Annotated in this window: 20 protein-coding genes; all 20 read left to right on the top strand. The window is 30.2% G+C overall.

Annotation, left to right across the window (positions count from 1 at the left end; translation table 11 throughout):
* The first annotated feature begins 3 nt into the window (after positions 1-3).
* Positions 4-1,236, top strand: a complete 1,233-nt coding sequence (locus KPL54_RS08615; RefSeq protein ID WP_216106179.1) for a 4Fe-4S binding protein — start codon at positions 4-6, stop codon at positions 1,234-1,236.
* Positions 1,237-1,487: 251 nt separating this feature from the next.
* Positions 1,488-3,656 carry a transcriptional regulator gene (locus KPL54_RS08620; protein ID WP_216106180.1) on the top strand — a complete coding sequence of 723 codons (2,169 nt, stop codon included), beginning with the start codon at positions 1,488-1,490 and terminating at the stop codon, positions 3,654-3,656.
* Positions 3,657-3,765: 109 nt separating this feature from the next.
* Positions 3,766-4,191: a membrane-associated protease 1 gene (locus KPL54_RS08625; RefSeq protein ID WP_216106181.1), complete on the top strand. Its 426-nt coding sequence runs from the start codon at positions 3,766-3,768 to the stop codon at positions 4,189-4,191.
* Positions 4,192-4,331: 140 nt separating this feature from the next.
* The gene (locus KPL54_RS08630; RefSeq protein ID WP_071612582.1) at positions 4,332-4,757 is read left to right on the top strand and encodes a membrane-associated protease 1; all 426 of its coding nucleotides are present in this window, start codon (positions 4,332-4,334) and stop codon (positions 4,755-4,757) included.
* A 121-nt stretch (positions 4,758-4,878) separates the two neighbouring features.
* On the top strand, positions 4,879-5,313 hold the full coding sequence (locus KPL54_RS08635) for a J domain-containing protein (protein ID WP_216106182.1): 435 nt from the start codon (positions 4,879-4,881) through the stop codon (positions 5,311-5,313).
* 20 nt (positions 5,314-5,333) lie between these two features.
* The gene (locus KPL54_RS08640) at positions 5,334-5,906 is read left to right on the top strand and encodes an FHA domain-containing protein (RefSeq protein ID WP_084647421.1); all 573 of its coding nucleotides are present in this window, start codon (positions 5,334-5,336) and stop codon (positions 5,904-5,906) included.
* Between the two features lie 14 nt (positions 5,907-5,920).
* Complete coding sequence (locus KPL54_RS08645; RefSeq protein WP_071612584.1) at positions 5,921-6,424, top strand: FHA domain-containing protein; 504 nt, start codon at positions 5,921-5,923, stop codon at positions 6,422-6,424.
* Positions 6,425-6,436: 12 nt separating this feature from the next.
* Positions 6,437-7,282, top strand: a complete 846-nt coding sequence (locus KPL54_RS08650) for a PP2C family protein-serine/threonine phosphatase (RefSeq protein ID WP_216106183.1) — start codon at positions 6,437-6,439, stop codon at positions 7,280-7,282.
* A gap of 20 nt (positions 7,283-7,302) precedes the next feature.
* Entirely contained in the window at positions 7,303-9,087 is a 1,785-nt protein-coding gene (locus KPL54_RS08655) for a PP2C family protein-serine/threonine phosphatase (RefSeq protein WP_216106184.1), read from the top strand.
* A gap of 9 nt (positions 9,088-9,096) precedes the next feature.
* Positions 9,097-10,371, top strand: coding sequence for a normocyte-binding protein (locus tag KPL54_RS08660; protein ID WP_216106185.1), 1,275 nt, complete (start codon positions 9,097-9,099; stop codon positions 10,369-10,371).
* Positions 10,368-11,063, top strand: a complete 696-nt coding sequence (locus KPL54_RS08665; RefSeq protein ID WP_071612588.1) for a hypothetical protein — start codon at positions 10,368-10,370, stop codon at positions 11,061-11,063. The genes KPL54_RS08660 and KPL54_RS08665 overlap by 4 nt, the downstream gene beginning before the upstream one ends.
* A gap of 21 nt (positions 11,064-11,084) precedes the next feature.
* Positions 11,085-13,661, top strand: coding sequence for a molecular chaperone (locus KPL54_RS08670; RefSeq protein WP_216106186.1), 2,577 nt, complete (start codon positions 11,085-11,087; stop codon positions 13,659-13,661).
* A gap of 18 nt (positions 13,662-13,679) precedes the next feature.
* Positions 13,680-14,462, top strand: a complete 783-nt coding sequence (locus tag KPL54_RS08675; RefSeq protein ID WP_216106187.1) for a hypothetical protein — start codon at positions 13,680-13,682, stop codon at positions 14,460-14,462.
* Between the two features lie 43 nt (positions 14,463-14,505).
* Entirely contained in the window at positions 14,506-15,945 is a 1,440-nt protein-coding gene (locus KPL54_RS08680) for a hypothetical protein (protein ID WP_216106188.1), read from the top strand.
* Between the two features lie 48 nt (positions 15,946-15,993).
* Entirely contained in the window at positions 15,994-16,620 is a 627-nt protein-coding gene (locus KPL54_RS08685; protein ID WP_216106189.1) for a hypothetical protein, read from the top strand.
* A gap of 12 nt (positions 16,621-16,632) precedes the next feature.
* A complete protein-coding gene (locus KPL54_RS08690) occupies positions 16,633-18,072 on the top strand; it encodes a phage baseplate assembly protein V (protein ID WP_216106190.1) in 1,440 nt (479 codons plus the stop codon).
* A gap of 46 nt (positions 18,073-18,118) precedes the next feature.
* On the top strand, positions 18,119-19,222 hold the full coding sequence (locus KPL54_RS08695) for a pentapeptide repeat-containing protein (protein WP_216106191.1): 1,104 nt from the start codon (positions 18,119-18,121) through the stop codon (positions 19,220-19,222).
* Positions 19,219-19,737: a hypothetical protein gene (locus KPL54_RS08700; RefSeq protein WP_216106192.1), complete on the top strand. Its 519-nt coding sequence runs from the start codon at positions 19,219-19,221 to the stop codon at positions 19,735-19,737. Before KPL54_RS08695 ends, KPL54_RS08700 begins: the two co-directional genes overlap by 4 nt.
* On the top strand, positions 19,738-20,493 hold the full coding sequence (locus KPL54_RS26730) for a DUF4280 domain-containing protein (protein ID WP_216106193.1): 756 nt from the start codon (positions 19,738-19,740) through the stop codon (positions 20,491-20,493).
* Positions 20,494-20,510: 17 nt separating this feature from the next.
* The coding region (locus KPL54_RS08710) for a DUF6531 domain-containing protein (RefSeq protein ID WP_253203399.1) at positions 20,511-23,343 on the top strand (2,833 nt) is incomplete at its 3' end.

Here is a 23,343-nt window from a genome sequence, read left to right on the forward strand (position 1 = left end):
AAAATGCTAAAAAAGATAAAGAAAATACAAATATTTAGACATATAATACAACTTATTATGTTTGTTTTATCACCGGGTTTATTTATATTAGCTTTTTCAGAACTAAAAAGTATTTATACTATGATTATTAAAGGCAATTTCAATTTTATAACAGCTTTTCCTAGTTTAATTGAGTTCACAACAGTTATAATTGTAACTATTTTCCTTGGCAGATTCTTTTGTGGCTGGGTTTGTGCATTTGGAACGTATAATGATTTCCTTTATTTATTATCAAAAAAAGTATTTAAGATTAATTTTAAAGTAAATGAAGAAGTAGATAAAGTTTTAAAATACGTGAAATACGTAGTTCTATTATTACTTGTAATTGTTGTTTGGACTATGGGAAGTAAAGTTCTTGATACAACTAGTCCTTGGGATGCTTTTGCACAAATAACAAATTTTCCTCAGGTATTATCTGATTATACTATTGGAGTGGCGCTTTTACTTTTAATAACAATAGGTGCTCTCTTTGTAGAAAGATTTTTCTGTAGATATTTATGTCCTTTAGGAGCTGTTTTTAATATATTCTCAAGAATAGGAATACTTAAAATTAAAAAGCCTACTGATAAATGTGGAAAGTGTAGATTGTGCAGCAATAATTGTTCAATGGGATTATCACTTTACAAAGCTCAGAGTGTATGTGGTGGAGATTGTATTAACTGTTTTAAATGCATCGAAGCATGTCCAAGAAGTAATACTAAGGTAAATGTTCTTGGTGAGAATGTAAATCCGCAGCTTGCAAGTAGTGTATCAATAGCCGCAATGGTAGGACTTTATGCTGTTAATAATTTAGGAGCAGCTACATTAAAAAATAGTGGATTGGCTACAGTGAGTAATACTACAACAACTACTGATTCAAGTTCAACAACAGCTAGTACTGATGATAAAAGTACAAATACAGCAAGCACAGCGACTACTTCAAATACTTATAAAGATGGGACTTATACAGGATCGGGTAGTGGGTTTCATGGTGGTACAACGCAGATGTCAGTTACAATAAAAGACAATAAAATAACTAAAGTTGAAACAGTATCAAATGGAGACACTCCTGATTTTTACGCAAGAGCAGAAAGTACGATAATTTCTCAAATAATATCGACCCAATCAACAACAGTAGATACAGTTTCTGGTGCTACTTATAGTAGTGAAGGTATTATTAGCGCAACACAGGAGGCTTTAAGTAAGGCTAAAGCATAGGATAAGAATATGGCAAAATCAAAATTGGTATATCGTAAATAAAATAGAAAAGTTAAAGGCTCTAGCAAAATTGCTAGAGCCTTTAATTATTAGCATGTAGAAAAGAATTGGTCACCTTTTTATTAACTTATCTGGGAAATATCAATATAAAATTTGACAAAAGAAATGTAATATGTAAAAATAAAGTATAGAATTGGCAGTAATGAGGAAGTCATACAAATATTCAATAGATAAAACAAAGGAGCGAGAATATGGAAGTTGTGCAACAAACCAATCGAACCATGTTATTTGAAGAAATAAATCCACAGAAATTAGATATAATTACTGTAATAGGTGACACAAAAGGTTTAAATAGTTTAAATGACGATAAAATAAAAGAAATAAATGAATGTTTTTTAGTGAAAAGTTTTGACGAGTTCTTAGACAAGTTTTCACCTGTAATATATTCGTTTTACAATGCTAGTAATCAGAAAGTTATGTATACTCTCAAAAAACCTGAAAATCTTTCTAAAGAGTATATTACTGAGATTCCAATAAACCAATCAAATGATTTTTTGAAGATGCTTTTTACTCTAATTGATGCTAAAAGTGCTCAAGGAGTTGCTAATGTTGATTTCAAATTCGAGAACTTATTAGATATGATATCTCCTAAAAAAGTAATGGATGATATAAAGCAATCAAGAAAAGAAATACAGTATATTTATAGTAAATATGAGGGGTTAGAAGAGGGTGACCCTAGTAAATTAGATTTAGCGGACAAGCTTAACTATATGTTTGAGGAAGCAAGTTGTAATTATAACAATATTATGGCTATGTTGCCACTAGCCATTGAAGATATAAAGACTAGACTGCTCCTTGGTGAAGAAGATAATAAAGCAGATAATTCAAAGTTTATAATAGGGGCTTTGAGTATGGGCGAAAATGGAGAATTAAAGGTTTTAGAAGCACCTAAAAACGAAGAAACAGCGCTTGTTACTTTAGATGACAATGCTAATATAGGACTTATAAAGGCGTTCGAAGATGATTACGATGTTGTAAATGATACAAAGACAGGTTATGTAAAGGATCTAGTTATAAGAACATTTTGTCCACTAGTATCAACTATGGAAAGTAGGGTGAATTTAGAATTAGAAGTTACAAACTACAACACATATTTGGAATTTTACAAAAATGCTAAAGATGATTTTGTGAAAACAGTTAAACCATTAGTTGAAAAGCTAGTAGGGGTGAAGATGTTTTTTAATCAATATAAAACAAAAAATAAAGGTATGCAACCAACTTTATTAGTTAGTAATACAACTGTAAATAGATTGGTAAATTCCAAGAATATATCAAGACTTATTACATACTTAAATACAGTAAATGATAAAAATGATTTCACTAATACTATTTGGTTTGGAATTGCTCCATCCATAGAACTAGAAAGCCATAGTAAGAGCAAAGTTAAAAGGCAAAGATTCAAAGGGAATGAGCAAGTCGAAAAATCAGACACAACTTCAATGGAAGATTTAGCATTACTTTTATCTACTATTAGAAATTATAGGATACAAACATTCTTTAGCTTTCAAACTGGTGAGGATACTACATTTAACCACGTAGCTACTGAGGGTATAGATAGATTTATGGATAAATGTGCACCTTTGATGCGCAATGATTTTAGCGAGTTCGCAATACCTTGCGTACCTAACTTTACAATTATACCTAAGGATAAGTCTGGAGTTATTATTGATAAAAAGATGCTTATTACAGATGGTGGAACGGCTCAATTATCAAAAGAAAAGGAAGACATTTTAAAACTTTGGATAGAAGGGGTATATATAGGGAGTTCTTATATTGCTGCTGGAATTGTAGCATCATATCAATGTCCAGAATTTTTACGCGAATCGTACAAAAATGTCTCTTATGAATATCCAGGCATTAGGTTTGATATAGAAGCAGCAGATAATTCCTTAAGAGTTACAACAACTTTAGCAAAAGAGATATCAGGTTTCACAAACGAAATAAAAAATTCCATAAACAGAAAGAACTTTGGATTTATTTTTTCTTCTGAAAATGCTCAAGTAAATGGGAAAGATGTAAAACACATTACCGTATATAAAGCAAGAAGTTTACTAGCAAATGGAAATGATTTTGAATCAATTTACAAGACAACAGTAACAACTTATATCGAAAGAATGTTAAGGTTTCATACTAATGATTTTAAAGAAGATAACATTGTTAAATTCTTTAGTAATAATCCTAGTAGCATAAAAAGCAAGTGGGTTACAAACAAAGGATATATAAATTCTATTATTCAAGAGGGCGATGACATTAGCTTTTTAATAGATGAAAAAAGTGGTACTTGCAATATTAATATAGTATTTAATGGCAATGTTAAAAACCTAGAGGTTGAGATAACAAGAAATTCAATAATTGGATAAGATATTGTTGCATTAAATATTTAATTAAGAATTTTATGTGGTAGTTTGAAATGGCAGTATTACTGCTATTTCTAAATTATAAATATTACGAAAAACAGGGGGAAAAAAAATGGGATTTAAATTAAAAGTTGAAGGTGCTGAAACAATTGATTTAGGCATCGAAAACATACTAACAGTCGAATTCAACACAGATACTCCAGATGATTCTAATGCACGTTCTACGGACCTTGGAACATCACTATCAATCAAAGGAAAAATATTAACACCAGTTGATGGAGAGGCAGCTGACAGTACTATTAAGTTAGCAAAATGGTCACTTGTTCCATCCGAAAAAGCAGATTGTTATAGAAAAGTAACAGTGGATGTTATTTCTGCATCACAAGTGGTAAGACAAATTAATTTGCCAAATGCTTTTGTTGTAAGTTATGCAGAAAGCTATGGTGATGAAGAAGGCGTAGGAACATTTATCCTAGAACTAAAACAGAAAAAAGATAAGACAACAATGGTGAAATTCCAAGGTGGATTCGGAGAGTAATAACTGATTGAAAGGCGAATAATTATGTATGAACTTATTAAGTATGGCTCAGTAGTAGTAAGCTTTTTTAGTATTATTTATTTGATTGTATATTCAATAAAGAGTAAAAAAGCAAAATCATAAAAGGGAGTGTGTAAATTATGGGCTTTAAAGTAGTAATTGAAGGCGCAGAAAAGATAGAACTCGGAGTTGAAAGCGTAAAAAAAATAGTTTTAAAAACTGATACACCAAAAGATTCAAATGCACGTTCAAAAGATGTAGGAAGCACTATGGTGATTAGTGGTAAAATATTAACTGCATTAGATGGAGAAGGATTTGATAGTACAAGACAAATGGGAGTTTGGTCATTAGTACCAGCAGAAAAAGCAGATTGTTATAGAAAAATTACTGTTGATGTACTCTCAGCAGATCAAATTATAAGAAAAATATTTTTCCCAAATGCCTTTGTAGTAGATTATAAAGAACATTACGGAGATACAGAGGGTGTAGGAACATTTGAACTTGTTATAAAACAGAAAAAGGACAAGCTAGATAAGATAACATTAGCTGGGGGATTTAGCGCTTAAAACACAAAAAACTATTAACTTATACATGTTGTAATGGTCAGATTAACACGACCATTGCACCTGTATAAGTTAAATTTTAATAAAGACTTCTCTATGAGATTTTAATAAGGTGAGGAAATACATGAAGAATTTTTATGAAATATTACAGGTTTCACCTAAGGCAACTAAGGATGAAATTAAAAAGGTATATAGAAGTTTGGTTAAGAAGTACCATCCAGATACTAATATTAATGATAATACTTTAGGTGCAAAGTTCCAAGAAATTAATGAAGCTTATAGCATTTTAAGTGATGAAAAGTTAAAAAAGCAGTATGATGAAAAATTGTATAACATTAAACAGAATACTAGTAAACAAAATAAGAATACTGAAAGTAAAGGCAACAAAAAAGATAATAGAAATGTAGACAATAATATGGAGAATATTCATAATAAATTCGAAGAATTTTTTGGGTTTAGTGCTAATACTGATAATGTAAAAAAAGACTTTCTTCATGAGAAAGAAAAAAATCCTATTGATACAAGCCAATTATTCAACAACTTTTTCAAAAATAAATAGAAGTAACGGAGTGAATTACTTTGAATAATTTAAATTTAAATAATAAAAAAGAGAATAAAATGTTGTTAGCAAGTATGGGGATAATAAATTTATCTATAGGTGTAATTCTTTCGCTAGTTTGTGTTTTACTTTTTATAACAATAAAGTCAATGTTGATAAAAAGTATTCTTGCTACTGTAGGAGTAGTAATTGCACTTATAGGTTTTATAAGGTTATTTCAAAAACATTATAAAAAAGATTTAACAAATGTATATTCAATTAATGAAATAGCGTTAGTGAATGAAGAAAATGAAATTATTAAGAGATGGGAAACTTCAAAAAAAACAGGAATAATTATAGGTAGAAATACTAATCAAAAGAGAGTAGATATTGATTTGAGTGAATCGATATATTCAAATTTCATTGAAGAAGAACATGCAGTAATAAATTTCGCAGGAGGAGTATGGTATTTAGAAGATATATATTCTGATAGTGGCGTAAGCATAAAAAGGATAGAAGATGGCAAGTTATATAGATTAGTAAATAATAGTCCCTGCAAGGTAAGAAAAGGGGATATATTATTTATTGGGAAAACAAAGCTTTTACTCAGATGAAATGGGGGATATAAATGGGCCTTACAAGATGTAAAAATGGACATATGTTTAGTGAAAGACGATATGGAACAGTATGCCCATATTGCAATATAGAAACCGCATCAAAAGCAAATAATGAGTCTAAATTGGCAGAAAAATTTGATGTTGAAACTGATCTTTTATATCAGGAAATTGAACCACTTTGTGGGTGGCTTGTATGCATTGAAGGAGCAAGAGTTGGAAAAGATTATAAGATAAAAACTGGAAAGAACTTTATTGGAAGAGCAGATGATATGGACATACAGATATTGGGTGATAACAATGTATGTAGAAGGAATCATGCAATAGTTGTATATGATCCAAAGAAAAAAAACTATGTGTTATTACCAGGAGAATCTTCCGGAATAGCATATCTCAACGGAGAAGCAATTTATATACCAGTTCAATTATCAGGGTATGATGTTATCGAGCTTGGTAAAAGTAAATTTATTTTTGTTCCCTTCTGTGGAGATAACTTTGAGTGGGAAGATAATGGTTAGAGGTAGCTTATCATGATAGAATTTGCTGAAAAAAATTATTATATGGTTGTTTTTATTTTATTAATTATAATATTAGTTCTAGTAGGCCTAAAAAATATACTTATAAAAATAATAGATAAATCTTATATAAAAATAGAAAGCGCAGCAACAATTGGAAACGAAGAAATTTATGAGGATCATATGGAAACTATATGTTCGCCACAGGGAACTCTAGCTGTTTTAGCAGATGGGCTAGGCAAAAATGAAGCAGGTAGGATATCAAGTATAACTACCATAAACACATTCAGAAGACTATTTTTGGAACAGTGGAATGGAGAAAAAACAGAATATTTTTTTAACAGAGCATTTAATGAAGCAAATAGTGAAATTTTAAGAAGAGTAGATAACAATCAAGGTGGAGCTAGTGTAGTAAGTGCAATAATAGTAAACAATTTACTTCATTATGGACTTGTAGGAAACGCAATGGTAGCAGTCTATAGAAAAGGTGAGTTATTTAAATTAAGTGAGGGACATACTGTTAATGTACTTGCAAAAAATGAATTTTATAAAGGTAAACTTACAAAAGAGAAAGCATTGTTAGGATTAAAAGAAAAAGGGCTATTAAATTATCTTGGACAAGATGATTTTAAGGATATTGAAATGTTAGAAAAACCAGTAGTACTTAAAAAAAAGGATATTATAATTCTTATGAATAAAGGAGTATATAATTCATTAACTTGGATTCAAATAGAAGAAATCTTAAAAAATAATAAAAAATTAAAAAACATGGCAAATGGGATAATACAGGTTGTTAAGAGTAAAGAAAAAATCAATAAGGAAAACGGCAGTATTATACTAATGAAATATATATATAATTAATTAGTTTAGGGCGTGAAAATATGAGAAAATTAAATTCAGACTTTAAAACAAATTTTATATCAGAAGCAGGTACACTATTACAAAATAAAGATTATTTCGCTTTTGTAGAATTAGACAATTATGCATGTTATGTTATAGCAGATGGTATAGATGATGACTTAGAGTTAGAAAGTGCAAAAATAGCAGTTGAAAGTATTATAAGAAATTTTACTGAAAAACCTACAATTAGAAGAAGAGATATAACCAGGTTTTTTAAGCAGGCAAATGATGAACTGATTAGTCAAAGCAATAATGTGAGACTGAAAGCTTCTGTTACAGTTGTGATTACAGATTATACGAAGGTTGTTTACGGCGTTGCCGGTAATTCAAGATTTTACTTATATAGAGATGGGGTTATAAGATATAAAAGCGAAGATCAATCTTTAACTCAAATGCTCACAGCGAAAGAAGATATACCTCTAGATAAAATAGCAAAGCATAATGAAAGAAATAATTTATATTGTTATTTGGGGCAAGAAAAATTATATTCACCATACATATCTAAAAAAATTAAATTAATTAATGGTGATATTATATCGCTATCAACAAGAGGTATTTGGGAAAACATTGACGAGCAAGAATTGGTGGATGCGGCTTCAGAGTCAAAAGATCCAAAAGAACTAGCTGATAATGTTGAAGATATGCTGTTGTCAAAGCAACTTGAACATATTGAAAACTATACAATATCATTAACATTTGTTGATAAAGTATTTATAAATCCTAAAGACAAGAAAAGGCTTAAAAAAATTCTTATGGTGGCGATCCCAATTATTATAATTTTAATAGTAATAGGTGTAATGTTAGGAATAAGTAGAAATAAAAAAATAGATAGCATAAGCGAAATGAACGCGCACAAGAGTAGTGGGATACAATACACCACTTATGGGAATATAAAAAAAGCAAATGAAGAATACAAAGCTGCTTTTGATATAGCAAATAAATATAAACTTAAGCCGGAGAAAGATACTTTGGATAAATATTGTAAACTTACAGAGACAATTATGGATGCTGATGATAAGTTAAAGTCAAGCAAATATGATGAGGCATTAGATAAATATATGATTGCTTTAGGACAATCGCATGATATAGATAACAGTGGAACAAAATATATTTTGGAGAAGATAGGAATAGCAAGAAATTCAATTAAAGTAACAGATTTTCTAACTTTAGGTGATAAAAACGCAGATCTTGGAAATATTAAAGACGCAGAAAGTTATTATAAACAGGCGAAGGATTTAGCTATAGATAATAACATGAAAGATGAGAAGAAAGAAGCAATGGATAAGTTAGATAAACTTTATGCTAAAAAAGCTGTAGTACAAGATAAAGCCGCAGTAGCACAGGCAGCAACGCAAAAGAAAGATGATGATCAAAAGAAAGATGATGCAACTACTGAAACTAAGGCTATAGAAAATATTAAAAATGGTGATTTAAGCTACAGCACTGGCGATTATGTAAGTGCCAAAATGTACTATGTTATGGCAAAAGAAATGTATGATCAAATTAAGGGAGTAAGTTATTCCAAAGAATTAGCACAGAAAATATATCTTATGGATCAAAAGATAACTGAGCTCGCAACGCAGAGAGCTAAAGCAGATAAATATGTAAAAGATGGAGATCAAAAGTATATAAGTGGGGATTTAAGTGCTGCGAAGGTACTATACATCTTAGCTAAGAACATATATGACAAAGAAGGGATAGAAGCTGAGGCTAAGAGTGTACAAGCAAAAATAACTATAATAGACACTGCCAAAACTTCAAAGTAAGGTGAAAAAATGAATGATAAAATATACCAAAAACTAAATAGTATTGATAATTTAAACGATAGGTTATTGTTAAAGAAGGTTTTAAATGGTGTGTTCATTTCACTAGAGGAATATTCTAAGTCAAGATATGATGACTTAGAAAAGAGAGTATTTAGTGAGATAGAGTGTTCCAAGGGAAACTATAATATCTATAGTAACATACAAAAAAGGCAAGAAATAGATCCGACAAATCAATTTCTATGCCCCATTTTACCTGAAGATATGGAAGAAAAAGTATATGATCCAAAAATTATTTTAAAGTATCTAACCAAAAACAAAGAAGTGTTGATGTTTAAGGTATTTCTAGAATGTGATTACTTAATATATAGAGATATTATTCGGGAAGAAAAAATATTTAAAGGAACTATCGAAACTGAAGAAAGAAGTTATGAAGCAAATTTCACTTTGAAAAAGAACACAGAGTATTTAGCGAAAGTAACTCAGTTGTATAAAAACTTTATTGATAATAATGTACCTTGGTCAACATTGAATATACCATATATTTCAAAAATAGCTGATGTAGTTTTATTAAGTTGCGAAGAGGAAATTAAGGAACCTATAAATAAGATATATGTAGATTTTGGAGAATATACTAAATTCGTTATATACGATATGATTCCACTTTGGAATGTGAAAAAGCTGTTATTGAAAAGTACGGGGTTTCCAATGCCGTGTGAAGATACTATTAATTATGAACATGTTATCTCTTTAGAAAAATATGGAGCGCAGCATGGATACTTGGTTCAAAATAGTATGTGTCAAATGAGGTATGGGATTCATACTAGAGACTCTCTAATAATATCTTCAGCGGATGCAGAATCTAAGATTTGGAATGTATGTCAAGTAATTTCGCCATGTAGTGCAAGGATGGAAAAATATAATTATGATATAATGTCAAACGCTAGGAATTCAAGCTTTATAAATAGTTTCGCTGCCAAAAATTTCAGTAATATAAAAACAAAAGCGGAGTTAATTAGAATTATTAATTCTTTTGAAGTATCCAACCATTTAGAATTTCATTATTTAAAATTAGTGAATAAATCAATAAAAATGGATGCTGAAACCTATGATATGAATTATTTTATAATTGATGAAATACGCGAGGATAACATTAAAAAAGTATTAAAACTATATTTTAAGGCAAAAGACAAAAATTACTATTTAACGCGGGATATTCTAAGTTTCTTAGTGTCGGAAGTTCAACTGCTATACCCAGAATACAAATGTATGGGAATATTAATATGAATTATATTTGGGATATACTCTTAAAAGCTGATAAACAAAATATATTAAGGGAAAATATAAAGTTTGTACCGGCAAAAGTATATAGTCCCTATATGGAAATTGCCTTTGAAGACCTTAATGCAAATTCACTTCCTAGTGATAATACTATTGAAATAAATGCATATTATAGATTTCAACACATTTTTGGTGAGTTGCTTGATGTTAATTTTGATGAAAGCAAAGAGTTAATAGAAACATTTTTTGATATAGTAATACACTTTTTGGCTGAAATAGATCTCATGCAAGGATTATGTAAAAATGAGTATTACAAAAAAATTATCATGAAAGATATACGTAATGGTTCTTTTGGTTATGAATTATCTGAGAATATAAATGAATTTAATAAAAAAGAAATAGATTATTTATTGAGTGGGCTAATTACTTTATATGTTACTGGAGAATCATTACATTTATTTAATAAGATAATACGAAAAACATTTACAAATAATATAGTATACATAAGTAATGATCATAATAAAAAGCTGCTAATTTATTTAGCAAAATCAAAAACACAAAAATTAAAAAGAAAAATAGATGTAATAATAAATCTATTTCTACCTATAAACATGGATGTTACTATATATTGGGATAAACATTTTGGTATTGTTGGCATTGATAAAACTATGAAATTAGATGGAATAGTAATAAATTAATCTAAAGTTAAGGATGATGATATGAGTACACTTTCATATAAGTTGCATAAAGACAATTCAAGGGGTCAATTTCAAAATAATAAATATAAAGAAAAAGAGCTTAGACTTATGACCACATTTCAATTAAGAGAGATATGTTATAAAGAAAAGTTGGTAAAAAGCATTATTAATCCTTTAGATAAGGACGAGCTAATAAGGCTTATTATGAGGTATAGAGGTATAGAAGAGAGCCTTTTTATTAGAAAATATGATAAAGATGGTATGCAAAGAGTGCAAGATTTTTTAAAAAGAGCACAAAAGCTTATATTAGATGAGAAAAACGTACAATGTCCAGCTAAAATCACTATTTATGACTCTCTAAATACTGAGGTTTTTGATGATTATAGAGTGAATTGCAATAACAAATTGGATGAGTCAAATATGATTTTAGTAGATAACAAGTTCGAGGTATGTACTATTTTTAATCTTGTAGCAGTTAGGGAAGAAAACGAAAAAAAATACTATATTGTGAAAGATGGAGAGATTCCTGGTATGGAGTCAAAAAACAAGCATTACAGTCTTTTATATTTCGAAAAAGCTGAGTCCGAACTACTCTATAATATTTATTATGGAATTGAAGAACTTAACCCAAAACATGTTAAGTTTTATTCTATGTCTATATTACAATTTGAAATTCAGAAAATGAAGGATACAGATATACCACTTGCTATAGATTTTGGTACATCTAGCACAACAGCGGGCACCTATATAGATAATGAAGCAAGTTTCGTTAAAGTCATAGATGTTGCTAAGGAAAATTTGCAAGTTACCTTTTTAATTCCAAGTATAGTAGGAATTAAAGCTATAGAGGATCATAACATTGAATATATCTTTGGATATGATGCTGTGAAAACATCTAAGATAAGCTATATAGATGATGGACTTAGCATATTTTATGATATTAAAAGATGGGTAAATGACTTTGAAAAAATGGAAAAAGTCATAGATATCCATGGCAAATGGGCATTTGTTAAGAGAAAAGATATTATAAAAGCGTACTTAGAATATGTTATAAATCTAGCAAAACAACAATACAAATATAATTTTAAAAATATTCATATATCATCACCCGCAAAGCAAAAGTACAAGTTTTACATGTTATTTAAAGAGATATTACAAGATTATGTAGTAGAAAATGAAGACACCTTAGAAGAAGGTGCAGCAGTATTATTTAATACAATATCAGAGCTTATTGAAAGTAAAAAGTACGTTGATGGTGAAAAATATAAGGCTCTTATTATAGATTGTGGAGGGGGAACTACAGATTTAACATCTTGTAACTTCACAATATATAACAATCGAGTATCCTATCAGATAGATATAGAAACTGCTTATGAAAATGGTGATACAGATTTTGGTGGAAACAATTTGACCTTTAGAATAATGCAATTTATAAAAATACTAATGGCGAGAGAACTTATGAAAGATAATGGAGATATTAGAAACGTTATTTTAGAAGAATTTGATGTAGATGTTTTTAGATTTGTTGATGAGAATGGAGTATTAAAAATATATGAAAAACTCAGCCAGGAGTATGAAAATGTGGAGTCAATAATACCCACAAAATTCAAAGAATATGAAGATAAAAGCCGTGAGGATTATTATAAGGTAAAAAGCAATTACTATTTTCTTTTTGATCTTGCTGAGCGCGTTAAAAAAGAATTTTTTAATAATCCAAGCCTCCTAAAAGTACTTCTAACATCGCAGCAAAAGCATAATATAGAAGGAACGGTTATTGGCTTTGATAAATGGAAATTATCATATATGAACAGCGGTTTATTAGAAACTGTAAAGGAACCACCAGAAATTGAGCTAAACATATATGAGGTTACGGTACTCTTAAAGGCAGATATATATAATATAATAAAAAAGTTTTTAGGAAAATTATATGACGAGGATAGATTATTTGATTATTCGATAATAAAATTAACGGGACAATCATGCAAGGTTGAAATCTTTAAAGAAGCATTAAAAGAATTCATACCTGGGAAAATAATTCAATTTAAAAGAAATAAAAAAGATGGGAAAGAAAATTATGACTTAAAACTTTCATGTCTCAGAGGATCACTTAAATATCTGCAGGCAAAAAAATATGGATATGCAAATATTATGCTTTCCAGTAAAATGCCTACATTGCCTTATGTCATAAGTGCATTCACTCACACTGGAGAAGAAAAAATATTAATTCACAGTGTAGATAGAAATAGGGCAAAGGGTACTATATCACGGTTTATGGAAAGAATAATCCTTAAACTATACCTTAAAGACACAAATGATTGTACAAGGTATGAATATAGTTATGAGGTGAACCCTGAAGACTTTGAGAGCATTGTTCCTGAGGAAGTAGTTAAAATGTACCCTGATGTAATTACGCAGCAAGATACAGACAACATCGTAAATGATGAAGTGAAATTCTTCGTATGGGCAAGAGAAGAAGAGTGGGGCTTTTCTGTACTGTCTGTGTTAAGAAAAGATGAAGGGCTACTTATGGGAAAAGAAGCGTTTTTCTCCTTTGAAAATGATGAATGGGAGACGAATTTCTTCGATGGTCTAAAATAGAGGTGAGGAGGGGATAACTTGTTTTTCAATACATATCCTTTATTTAACAAAGGTAGAATATTAAAAATAGAAATGTTAGAGCAGTTAAGAGATCTCCCAAGGGAGTTTATGGATATACGACTTGCACAGTATTCTAGTGGGATACTGTCTGGATGTAGCATAAAAGCAAACAAGGATTATATTATTGTGGACAAGGGGATAGTTAAGCATAATGATATGATCTACATGCTAAAGGAAGAGTGTATTATTCCATATTACCGTACAAATAATACAGTAATATTAAAAATTAAGTTTTCAGATGAGACAAGGGATAAGGATTTTATTAAGTGGGAAGCTCAAATATATATAGATGACAATTTAGATAATCAGTGCGATGAAATTGAATTATGCAGATTTAACGCAAAAACAGGAGCTATTCTTAGAACTGATTATGTCAGTTTTAAAGATATGTCAACGCAGTATGACACTATAAACATTATAAATAGTCCCTTTGCAGCATATGAGAAAAGCAGTCTATCTCCAATTATTCTAAGATATTTTGCAAAAAAAGCTTTTCAATATAATCTAACCAATGCCTTAGATATATGTTTTTGTATGCAATGTATGCAATCACAACAGGTAGTAGATCGGGACTTGTTATTAAATTATATAGCAGGCCGTCTAAAGCTAGAATTAAGGGATTATTCAAATGAGCAGATTTATGAGAATTTATTGATAATACTAGATGAAATAGAGGGCGGGAGAAAAAACGCTAGTAATAAAGGTAGGATGGGTTATAAAAAAATAGTAGTTGATGTATAAATAAATTAAAGAATTAATAACTTTATAAGAATGGAGGGGTATTATGGCTACTAATGTCATTGCTTATGATAATTTAGAAATAAGTGCATTTGAACTTAAGTATCTAAAGGAATTAAAAATAACTAATTCTATTAATAATCATTCAAAGTTAGAGTTAGTTGGACTATTACCAGAAGATAAAGGAGAGACTTATATATATTCTACAGAAGAAAATACTCCTATAGAAGTGCATTACAAAGATGATAAAGGAAATAAAAACTCTATATTTAACGGAATTATTTCAAGTGTAAAGGTAAAGGCCAATAAGGATGTATATTATTTGTATGTTGAAGCTTATAGTTTCACATATTTAATGGATGTAGTTAAGAAAAGCTGTTCTTTTCAAAATGTAAATATGACTTCTCATGAGCTTGTAAAAAGTGTTATAGGTTTATATAGCAATGCAGATGTAGTAATGAATATCCCAAATGTTCCTATTGGAGAATTTATACTTCAATATAAGGAAACAGACTGGGAATTTATTAGAAGAATTATATCAAAATACAATCAAGGATTGTTCTCAGAAATACAGACTCCTAATATAAAGTTATTTTGTGGTGTTCCAGAAAATTTAGAACAGCAAGATTTAGAAATAAATAGTTATAATGTATACAAAGAAATTGATACCTATGAAGAAATGAAAAAAAATTATCTTTTAGATGCAAACGAAACAGATTATATAATATATGAAGTTCAAAGTCATAAAATATTAAAACTAGGCAGTAGTATTAACTTTAAGAATTCATCATTTTATGTGAGCTCTTTGTGTAATGAATTAAAGCAAGGTATTTTATGTAATAAATACAAACTTCAAAATAAACGTGGATTGAGACAAAATAGATTATTTAATCAAGAAGTTATTGGTATTTCATTGGATGGACAAATAATTGGGGTTAAAAGAGATAAGGTACAGGTAAGTCTTAAAATAGATGAAGGCCGAGATCCTGGGAATGCTTATTGGTTTCCATACTCTACAATAGCAGGATCACCAGATGGTGGAGGATGGTATTGTATGCCTGAAATAAGTGAGAAAATAAGAGTGAATTGTCCAACTAAAGATGAAAAACGTGCATTTGTAATTAATGCGATAGCTACACATAGTGCGGATAAACCAGATGAAAATGATAGAATGTCAAATCCTGATAATAAATCTTTGAAGACTGATTCAGGGCAAGAGGTTAAATTTACTCCAAATGGGGTACTGATCGAATGTAATGGAGGACAAGCTAGAGTTAATTTAAATAATGATGGAACAATTGACGTTATAGGACAAAAAAATATTAACTTAGCATGTGCTAAAGGTCTATCTTTGAGAGCAGAAAATCAGCTCTCTATTAGTGCAGTAAATGGTATTGATATTCTATGTGAATCAGGAAGTAACATGATAATGACAGAAGGCGATGAAATTTTATTGAATGGAACTAGAGTTCACAATAATGGATAAGAAATATATAATATGAGGTCAAAAGGTATAAAAGGAGTGCAATTTTAAATGAGTAATATAGATGAGAAAATAGCAAAACTAAGGTTAGAACAAAGAATGCAAAATGAAAGAGAAGAGCATGAAAAAGTAGCACAAGGTACAAAACAGGATACTGAGGAAAGCATTAATGAGATTACTCTTGAAGACGTAATAACGCAAATAGAGGCTGGGAAAGTAACTCTAGAAGGAGAAACATTCAATTTTAAAAGAGAGCTATTTCTAAATGGTAAAATAAACATTCCTATGCCTGTAGAATGGTTTGTTGAGCAAGTTAACACGCAAGAAGGAGTTACATTAGTAAATGAATCTTATGGTGTGAGTTTTACTGGAAGTTATATTAGTAAAGGGGCAGAAAAAAAAACCTTTGCTCAATTTAAAAAAGGAATGGAAAAAGGATTTAAAGATATGGAGCTTTATTTAGAATGGCTAGAAGAGGGTGAATGTGGAGAAGGAACTTCTAAAATATCTTATGGAACTTACAAGACGCCAACAGGTAAAGGTGAGCTTTATAATTTGATTTTTTATAGAGAAAAGAAAGGATCGGTATTAGTTGGCAATTACAATTGTTTTTATAAAGATATTAATATCTGGGAGCTTCTTATAAAAGCTAGTATAAAGTTGATGAAAGTTAATTAGGAGGGGGAGGAAATGGGAGATGATAAGGTGGAAGTAATTGTTTATGAAAACCTTAGGGTTAATGGATACAATATAGAATCAATTAAGAACCTTAAGATAACAACAACTATTAATAATCATGCAACTTTAGAGTTGACTGGAGTTTTAAAAAATGAGGAAAAAGATAAAGATATTAATTTAACTACTGAAAACAAAACTATTGAAGTCTATTGTACTGGAGATAAAGATTTAACTTTATTTTATGGCGTGGTGACTAATATAAAAATAAACGTAGATAATGAAGTTTACAGTATTAATTTGCAAGCAAAGAGTATGTCTTATCTAATGGATATAAAAATAGAATCTAGATCATTTCAAGATGTAGGTATGACAACACAGATGTTAATAAATCAAATAATGGGTGACTATGCGTCGGCAAAGTATATTGTAAATATACCAAATGAACCAATGAAAGAATTATTAATTCAATATGAAGAAACAGACTGGCAGTTTATAAAGAGAATAGCTTCCAAGTATAATCAAGGAATATTGCCCACAAAAGATTACAAAGGCATTCAATATTATATAGGTGCTCAAGAACAAAAAAAAGAGTTAAAGACACAAAATATAAGTTATGAAGTTTTTAAGGAAATAATAGATTATCAATATATGTTACAAAATCACCTCCAAGATGCAAAGGAAATAGATTATATATCTTATAAAATACAAAATCATGAAATATTGAATTTGGGAGATAACATACAATTACAAAATCAAAGTTTTTATGTATATGAAGGTATTTATGAAATGAAGGATGGTATCTTAGAAAATACCTATAAACTAAGAATAAAAAATGGAATAAGACAAAAGAAATTATATAACACAAAAATAATAGGAACTTCCATTGAGGGGAAGATTATTGGCGTTCAAAACGACCTAGTAAAAGTACATTTGGAGATAGATAAATCTCAAGACGAAGGAAAAGCTTATTGGTTTAAATATTCTACAATGTCTGCCTCAAAGGATGGAAGTGGATGGTATTGTATGCCTGAAAAAGGCGATAGTGTAAAAGTGTATTTCCCAACAAAAGATGAAGATGAGGCCTTTGTCATTAGTTCGGTAAGTGGATATGAGGTTGGCCCAAGTGGTGGGGAAGATAGAATGGGGAATCCAGATGATAAATATTTAAGAACAGCGCAGGATAAGGAAGTAAAACTCACACCAGAAGGCATTTTTATCTCATGTAATAGTGGACAGGCAGAAATGAGCCTTAAAAGTGACGGAACATTGAGTGTTGTGAGTCAAAACAATTTAAATGTACAAGCGAGTGAGAATATAAAAATTGAAGCTAAGAAAAGTTTTTTAATAAGTGCAAAAGAATCAATCGCCATTGCTTGTGACAAAAATGGGGGACTAGATTTTGATAAAGAAGGTCAAATACGCGAAAAAGGTACAAAAGTAAATAATAATTAAACTCCGCAGGAGATGATTTAATCTTATGATATTAGGAGGGGTTAAGGTGAATAGAGAAGAATCTATAAAGGATTTTAAAGAACACTTTGTTAAAGGATTAATGGAGGAGTACAAGACTGAATTTCAAGAAAATTTAGACAATAATCAAGAAAAATTACGAGGACTTCTAATAGAAGGCATGATAGATATAAATGACAAGGCAAAAAAATACCAAGGGAAAAATGAGAATTATAAATTAGCGGTACTACAATTCGAACTCCTCAGGATTAATATATTAAATGAAAGCTATAAAATATTGATCCATGGATACAGTAGTTTGTGGTACCTTGATAAGAACTCCATTTATCAAGAAATTGATTTGAAATTTTTATTCGAACCATTTATAAAATTTAAGGGAAAATTAATTCAAGCGAAAAATATTTATATGGGAAAGGTAAATTTCTATGATATTCAAGAAATAATCTTCGAGCTAGTAGTAGAGTGTTACAACAGCATGTCAGAACTTGCAAGAATATGGTTATGGAACTTAGATGAGGAAGTATGGGTGAAAAACGGGTCATTTTCAGATATGTACACAGTAAAATGGAGTGAATATCAAGGCCAAAGTGAAACAATATTTGCTATGGATAATAGAGAGAAGATAATGAAAGACCTTTTAGAATTAAAGAAAGTATCTGAGGAAAAATTGCCATTAGTTTATTCTGTATGGAGCAACAGCAATTTAGAAAATGGTGATTTAACAAAACAAAACATGTTATTTATAAATTTCAAGGCAAGTAAATTAAATAACATAGACTTTTCAGAAAGTAACATAACTACAGCTCAATTTAAGGATACCAATATAAAAAAGTGTGAATTTAAAAGGTCAAAATTAATAGGAACATCTTTTGAGTATGCAAAGATCGAGGGTTGTAATTTTGAAAATGCAGATCTTAGAGCAGTAGATTTTAGAAAGTCAATTTTAAAAGATATAACCTTTAAAAATGTAGACCTTAGAGGTTCAGACTTTACTGGAGCAATCTTTAATAATGTATCTTTTGAAGATGCCAGTGTAGAAGAGGTGGTTTTTAGTGAACAGGATGTGCCATTTTTATATTTAACTCCGGAGCAACTTCAAACTATATATATAACTGGAGGAATAGAAGAATGAAGTACTATATTTTAAAACAAGATAGAAATCTTGAAAATGCAATTAAATTAGTAGACTTTAATAATAGTCAAAAGATGATGTTACTAAAAGATAATGAAAATGATTTTAAAGATATTACAAATATGCCTGTGAGTGGAAAAGAATTTAGTGTTTATCCAGAATTTTTACAAGCGCCGGTATTACTTGTTTCAGATGAACTTCATGAAATCTTTAAATGGTATGAAAATACAATAATATATAAAACAGTAGTATTTACCAATATGCAACTAAAAACTCAGAAGATTTATAAGTTAGTGTTATCAGATTTATTAGATGTATTAAGTGATAAGACAACCTATCTTAAGAATGGTGATATAGACAAAATAGTATTAGATAGTAATAAAATAGGAGTTTATAATATATTTTCAATAAAAGCAGGGTTAGGAGATTATTTTATAGTTTCATTAGATGTAGTAGAAAGTATATTAAAAAGAGCGTCTACTGGTATTAAGTTTGAAGAAGTGGAGGTGATATAAGTGGCAAATGAAAATGAAGAAAAATATGGAACCGTTTTAGGAACAGCTAAATATGAAGCAGAAAAAAGCGTAACAGATACTGTTGAAACAGTAAAGGGTACGGGTACCTTAGTAAGCAATTTAGGGGGATTTCTAAAAAGAGATGTTGGAAATGCATGGGATTCTCTTAATGAATCACCAGCAGAAAAAGCAGCAATAAAGGAAAAAAAGGATGCAGAGGATGCGAAAGTATCAGCTGAAGCAAAAGCTGCAGTTGATGCAGAAGCAGCTAGAATAAAAAAACTTCAAGATAGTTATATTACACATACAGCAGTTATTCTTTGTAGTTATGCAGCACGTGAGAGTTATCTTGTTGTTCCTACAAGTCATGGAGAACTTATTCATGGTATTCCGCAGTTAAATGTAGGGGATAGTAAACCTAACATTAATGTGCGAAGTTTTGGAGTGTGTATGAGCCCACAGAACCCCAGTGTACAAGCAGCTGCTAAAAAGATAGTAGCCGACATAAAAGATAAACCAAAAACTTTTACGGAGAAGGTTATGGATTTCTTTTCCAAACCTCCAAAAGTGGAAATAGGTAAAGAGTTAGTGGAAATGTGTGCAGGTGTATGCAAGGCTCAAATATTTACAGATTGGATTGACGGTAAAAAAGATGTCCTTATTGACGGTAAACCAGCATTACTTGGAAGATGTAAGCTCCAATGTGGTTATGGTGGAAAAATTAAATTTTATACAAGTGGACAAAGAGAAGAGTAAAAGGAAGGAGGAATTATATGATACTTACATATAAGGAACTTAAAATAGATATACCTTATGATGCGGTGCAGGTGGAGAATATAGAGGTCAAACAGGCTATTAATGATCATGGCTATTTAAAATTAAGTTTATTAATAGAAGAAGGTAAAATCTTTGAATATATAAATAAAAATATCACAGATGAAAAAGTAATTGTAGAAATAGATTCACAAAATATGAAAAAAACATTGTTTATAGGGAAAATAAGTGAAGTTCATATGAGTTATGAAAGTAATCTTCACATAATGGAGATTAAATGTATTTCTTATACTAATGATTTTGACATTAAGAAAAACAGTAGAACTTTTTGTAATTTAGGAATGACTTACAAAGATGTGATAACAAAAGTTTTAGAAAGTTACCCAGGAGCAAGCTTTAAAGATGAAGTTACACAAGGAGCTTTAATTGAAGATTTTCTACTACAATATGAAGAAACAGATTGGCAATTTTTAAAACGTCTTGCATCTCATTTTAATGCTGTTTTGATTTCAGAGTGTACAATAGATTATGGAAGATTCTATTTTGGACTACCAATGATTAATAAAAGTGAAAAAATAATTTTAGAAGAATATGAAGTTACAAAAGATATTGATACTTATAATAAACGAGATGCATTAGGTCTTAAGGAAAATTTCCTACAAGAATATATAGCTTGGGATATTATAAGCGATAAAGACTTTGAGTTAGGTGAACAAGTAGTATTAAATAATGTTGCATGTAAAGTAGCCCAAATTCATACGGAAGTTTCTAAAGAAGAAATAAAAAATATTTACACAATGGTACTTGAAAGAGGAATTAGAACTGTTTATAAAACTAACCATAAAATATTTGGAATGAGCATACCAGCTATTATAAAAGAAGTTAAAGGAAATAATGTTAAGGTACATTTCACAATAGACCCTGTATACGAGGAGTTTTCAAATCAGAAATATTTCACTTATGCTATTGAGAGTAGTAGCTGGTATTGCATGCCGGAAAAAGAGAGTGAAGTCCATATATATTTTCCAACAAATGATGAAAAGGAAGCAATTGCAATCCATGCAGTAAGAAGTAATGGGGAAAATGCACAATATGCTAGCAAAATACAAGACCCAGATATTAAATCATTTTCAAATCCAAGTGGAAGTGAAATGAAGCTAACCCCAAGTGATATGAATTTTAAAGCAGATGATAGTGGGAGCGTAGCTTTGAATTTAGCACAGTCAGGAGATGTATCTCTTACTGGTAAAAATATAAATTTTACAGCAACAGAAAATTTAGAACTAGGAATGAGAAATGGAGATGGAGATACACCTGCTCTTAGACCTGAAACTATTCAAATTTCGGCTAAAAGCAAAATAGAGGTGTCAAAGGGTGGAACTTTGGGGCTTCAAATAACTGATCAAACTTTCTTGCAAGGACCTAAAATTATATGTGAAGGAAGCATTAAAGATGTAGTGCCATTGCCAGCTGAAATAGCCAATAGAGGTAAAGATGATGCAGATTTAATAAATAAAATTAATGCACAAGCTAAATATGCAACAGAGCAAAAGATTCAAGAAGCTAAAAGTAAGATGGGATTTGGATTAGTTGCAGCAGTAATCGGAGTGGTAGCAATAGCTGTAGCAGCGGTAGTTATAGTAGGAACAGGGGGATTAGCACTTGGTCCTATAGTAGCATTAGTAGGTGGAGCTACAGCAGTGCTTGCAGGTGTATCCGAAATGGCGCAAGGCAGCACAAGTTATAGTAAAGCCCAGAGCGGAGACTTCTCAGATACCGGTAACTTTTTGCTGGATACAGTTTGTAGAGGGAATAAAACCCTATATAACATAGTGAAATATGGATCAGTTATGGTAGCGGCAATATCAATTGCTGTTTTAACAGGGGGAGCAGGGTCTTTTCTAGTGAAAAAGCTTGCAGTTGATATGGGTGGCGATGTGGCTATTAATGCAATAATGGACTATGCACAAGATGGTGTACTTAATAACAGCTTAACTAGTTATGCAGATTCAGCTATAATGTCTGGAGGATTATCTTGCGTAAATATGGGTATGATGAATAAACTTGAAAAATTCGAAATTGGATGTAAGAATTTAGGCAGAATTAGAAATGTGTCAGATGTGGCATTCAATGTAGCGGGAGAGATAGCTACAACAGGAGATGCAAATATAACAGGTATCATTTTGAAAAAATATGTTGGTAATAAACTATGTTTCTCTGACCCCGTTGATGGAGCTACAGGAAGTTTATACATTCCAGCTACAGATATTGTACTTCCCGATATCCACGAAGAGTTTAAAATTGAGAGAAAATATGAATCTGTAAACAGTAGAACTGGTAACCTTGGACGAGGATGGACCACAAACTTTGAAAGTTATCTGTATTTAGAGAATGAGCTTGTAAATGTACTTTGCACAGATGGCCATGTTGAAACCTTTACTGAAGTAGATGGAATCTTTATTAATGATAAAGGTGGAGCAACTGTCTATACATTAAAATGTCATGATGATTCATGGATCTTCAAGTCCTATGCAGACAAAAAAACTTACAAATATAATAATTTAGGAAAACTTATAAGTATAACTGACAAGCATAATAATGAACTTTCTATAACCTATATAGGACAGAATATAGATGTACTTACAACTTTTTCAAACTATAAACTTTTCTTCACATATAAAGAAGGAAAAGTTATTCAAATTAAAGATGAACTAAATAGAACAGTTCAATATAAGTACGAGGGACAATATTTAACAGAAGTAGTTCACGTTGATCGTGGAATAACAAGGTATACCTATAATGAGGACGGATTTATAAACAGCATTACAGATC

This window comes from Clostridium estertheticum (genome assembly GCF_018861295.1).
Lineage (GTDB): Bacteria > Bacillota > Clostridia > Clostridiales > Clostridiaceae > Clostridium_AD > Clostridium_AD estertheticum_D.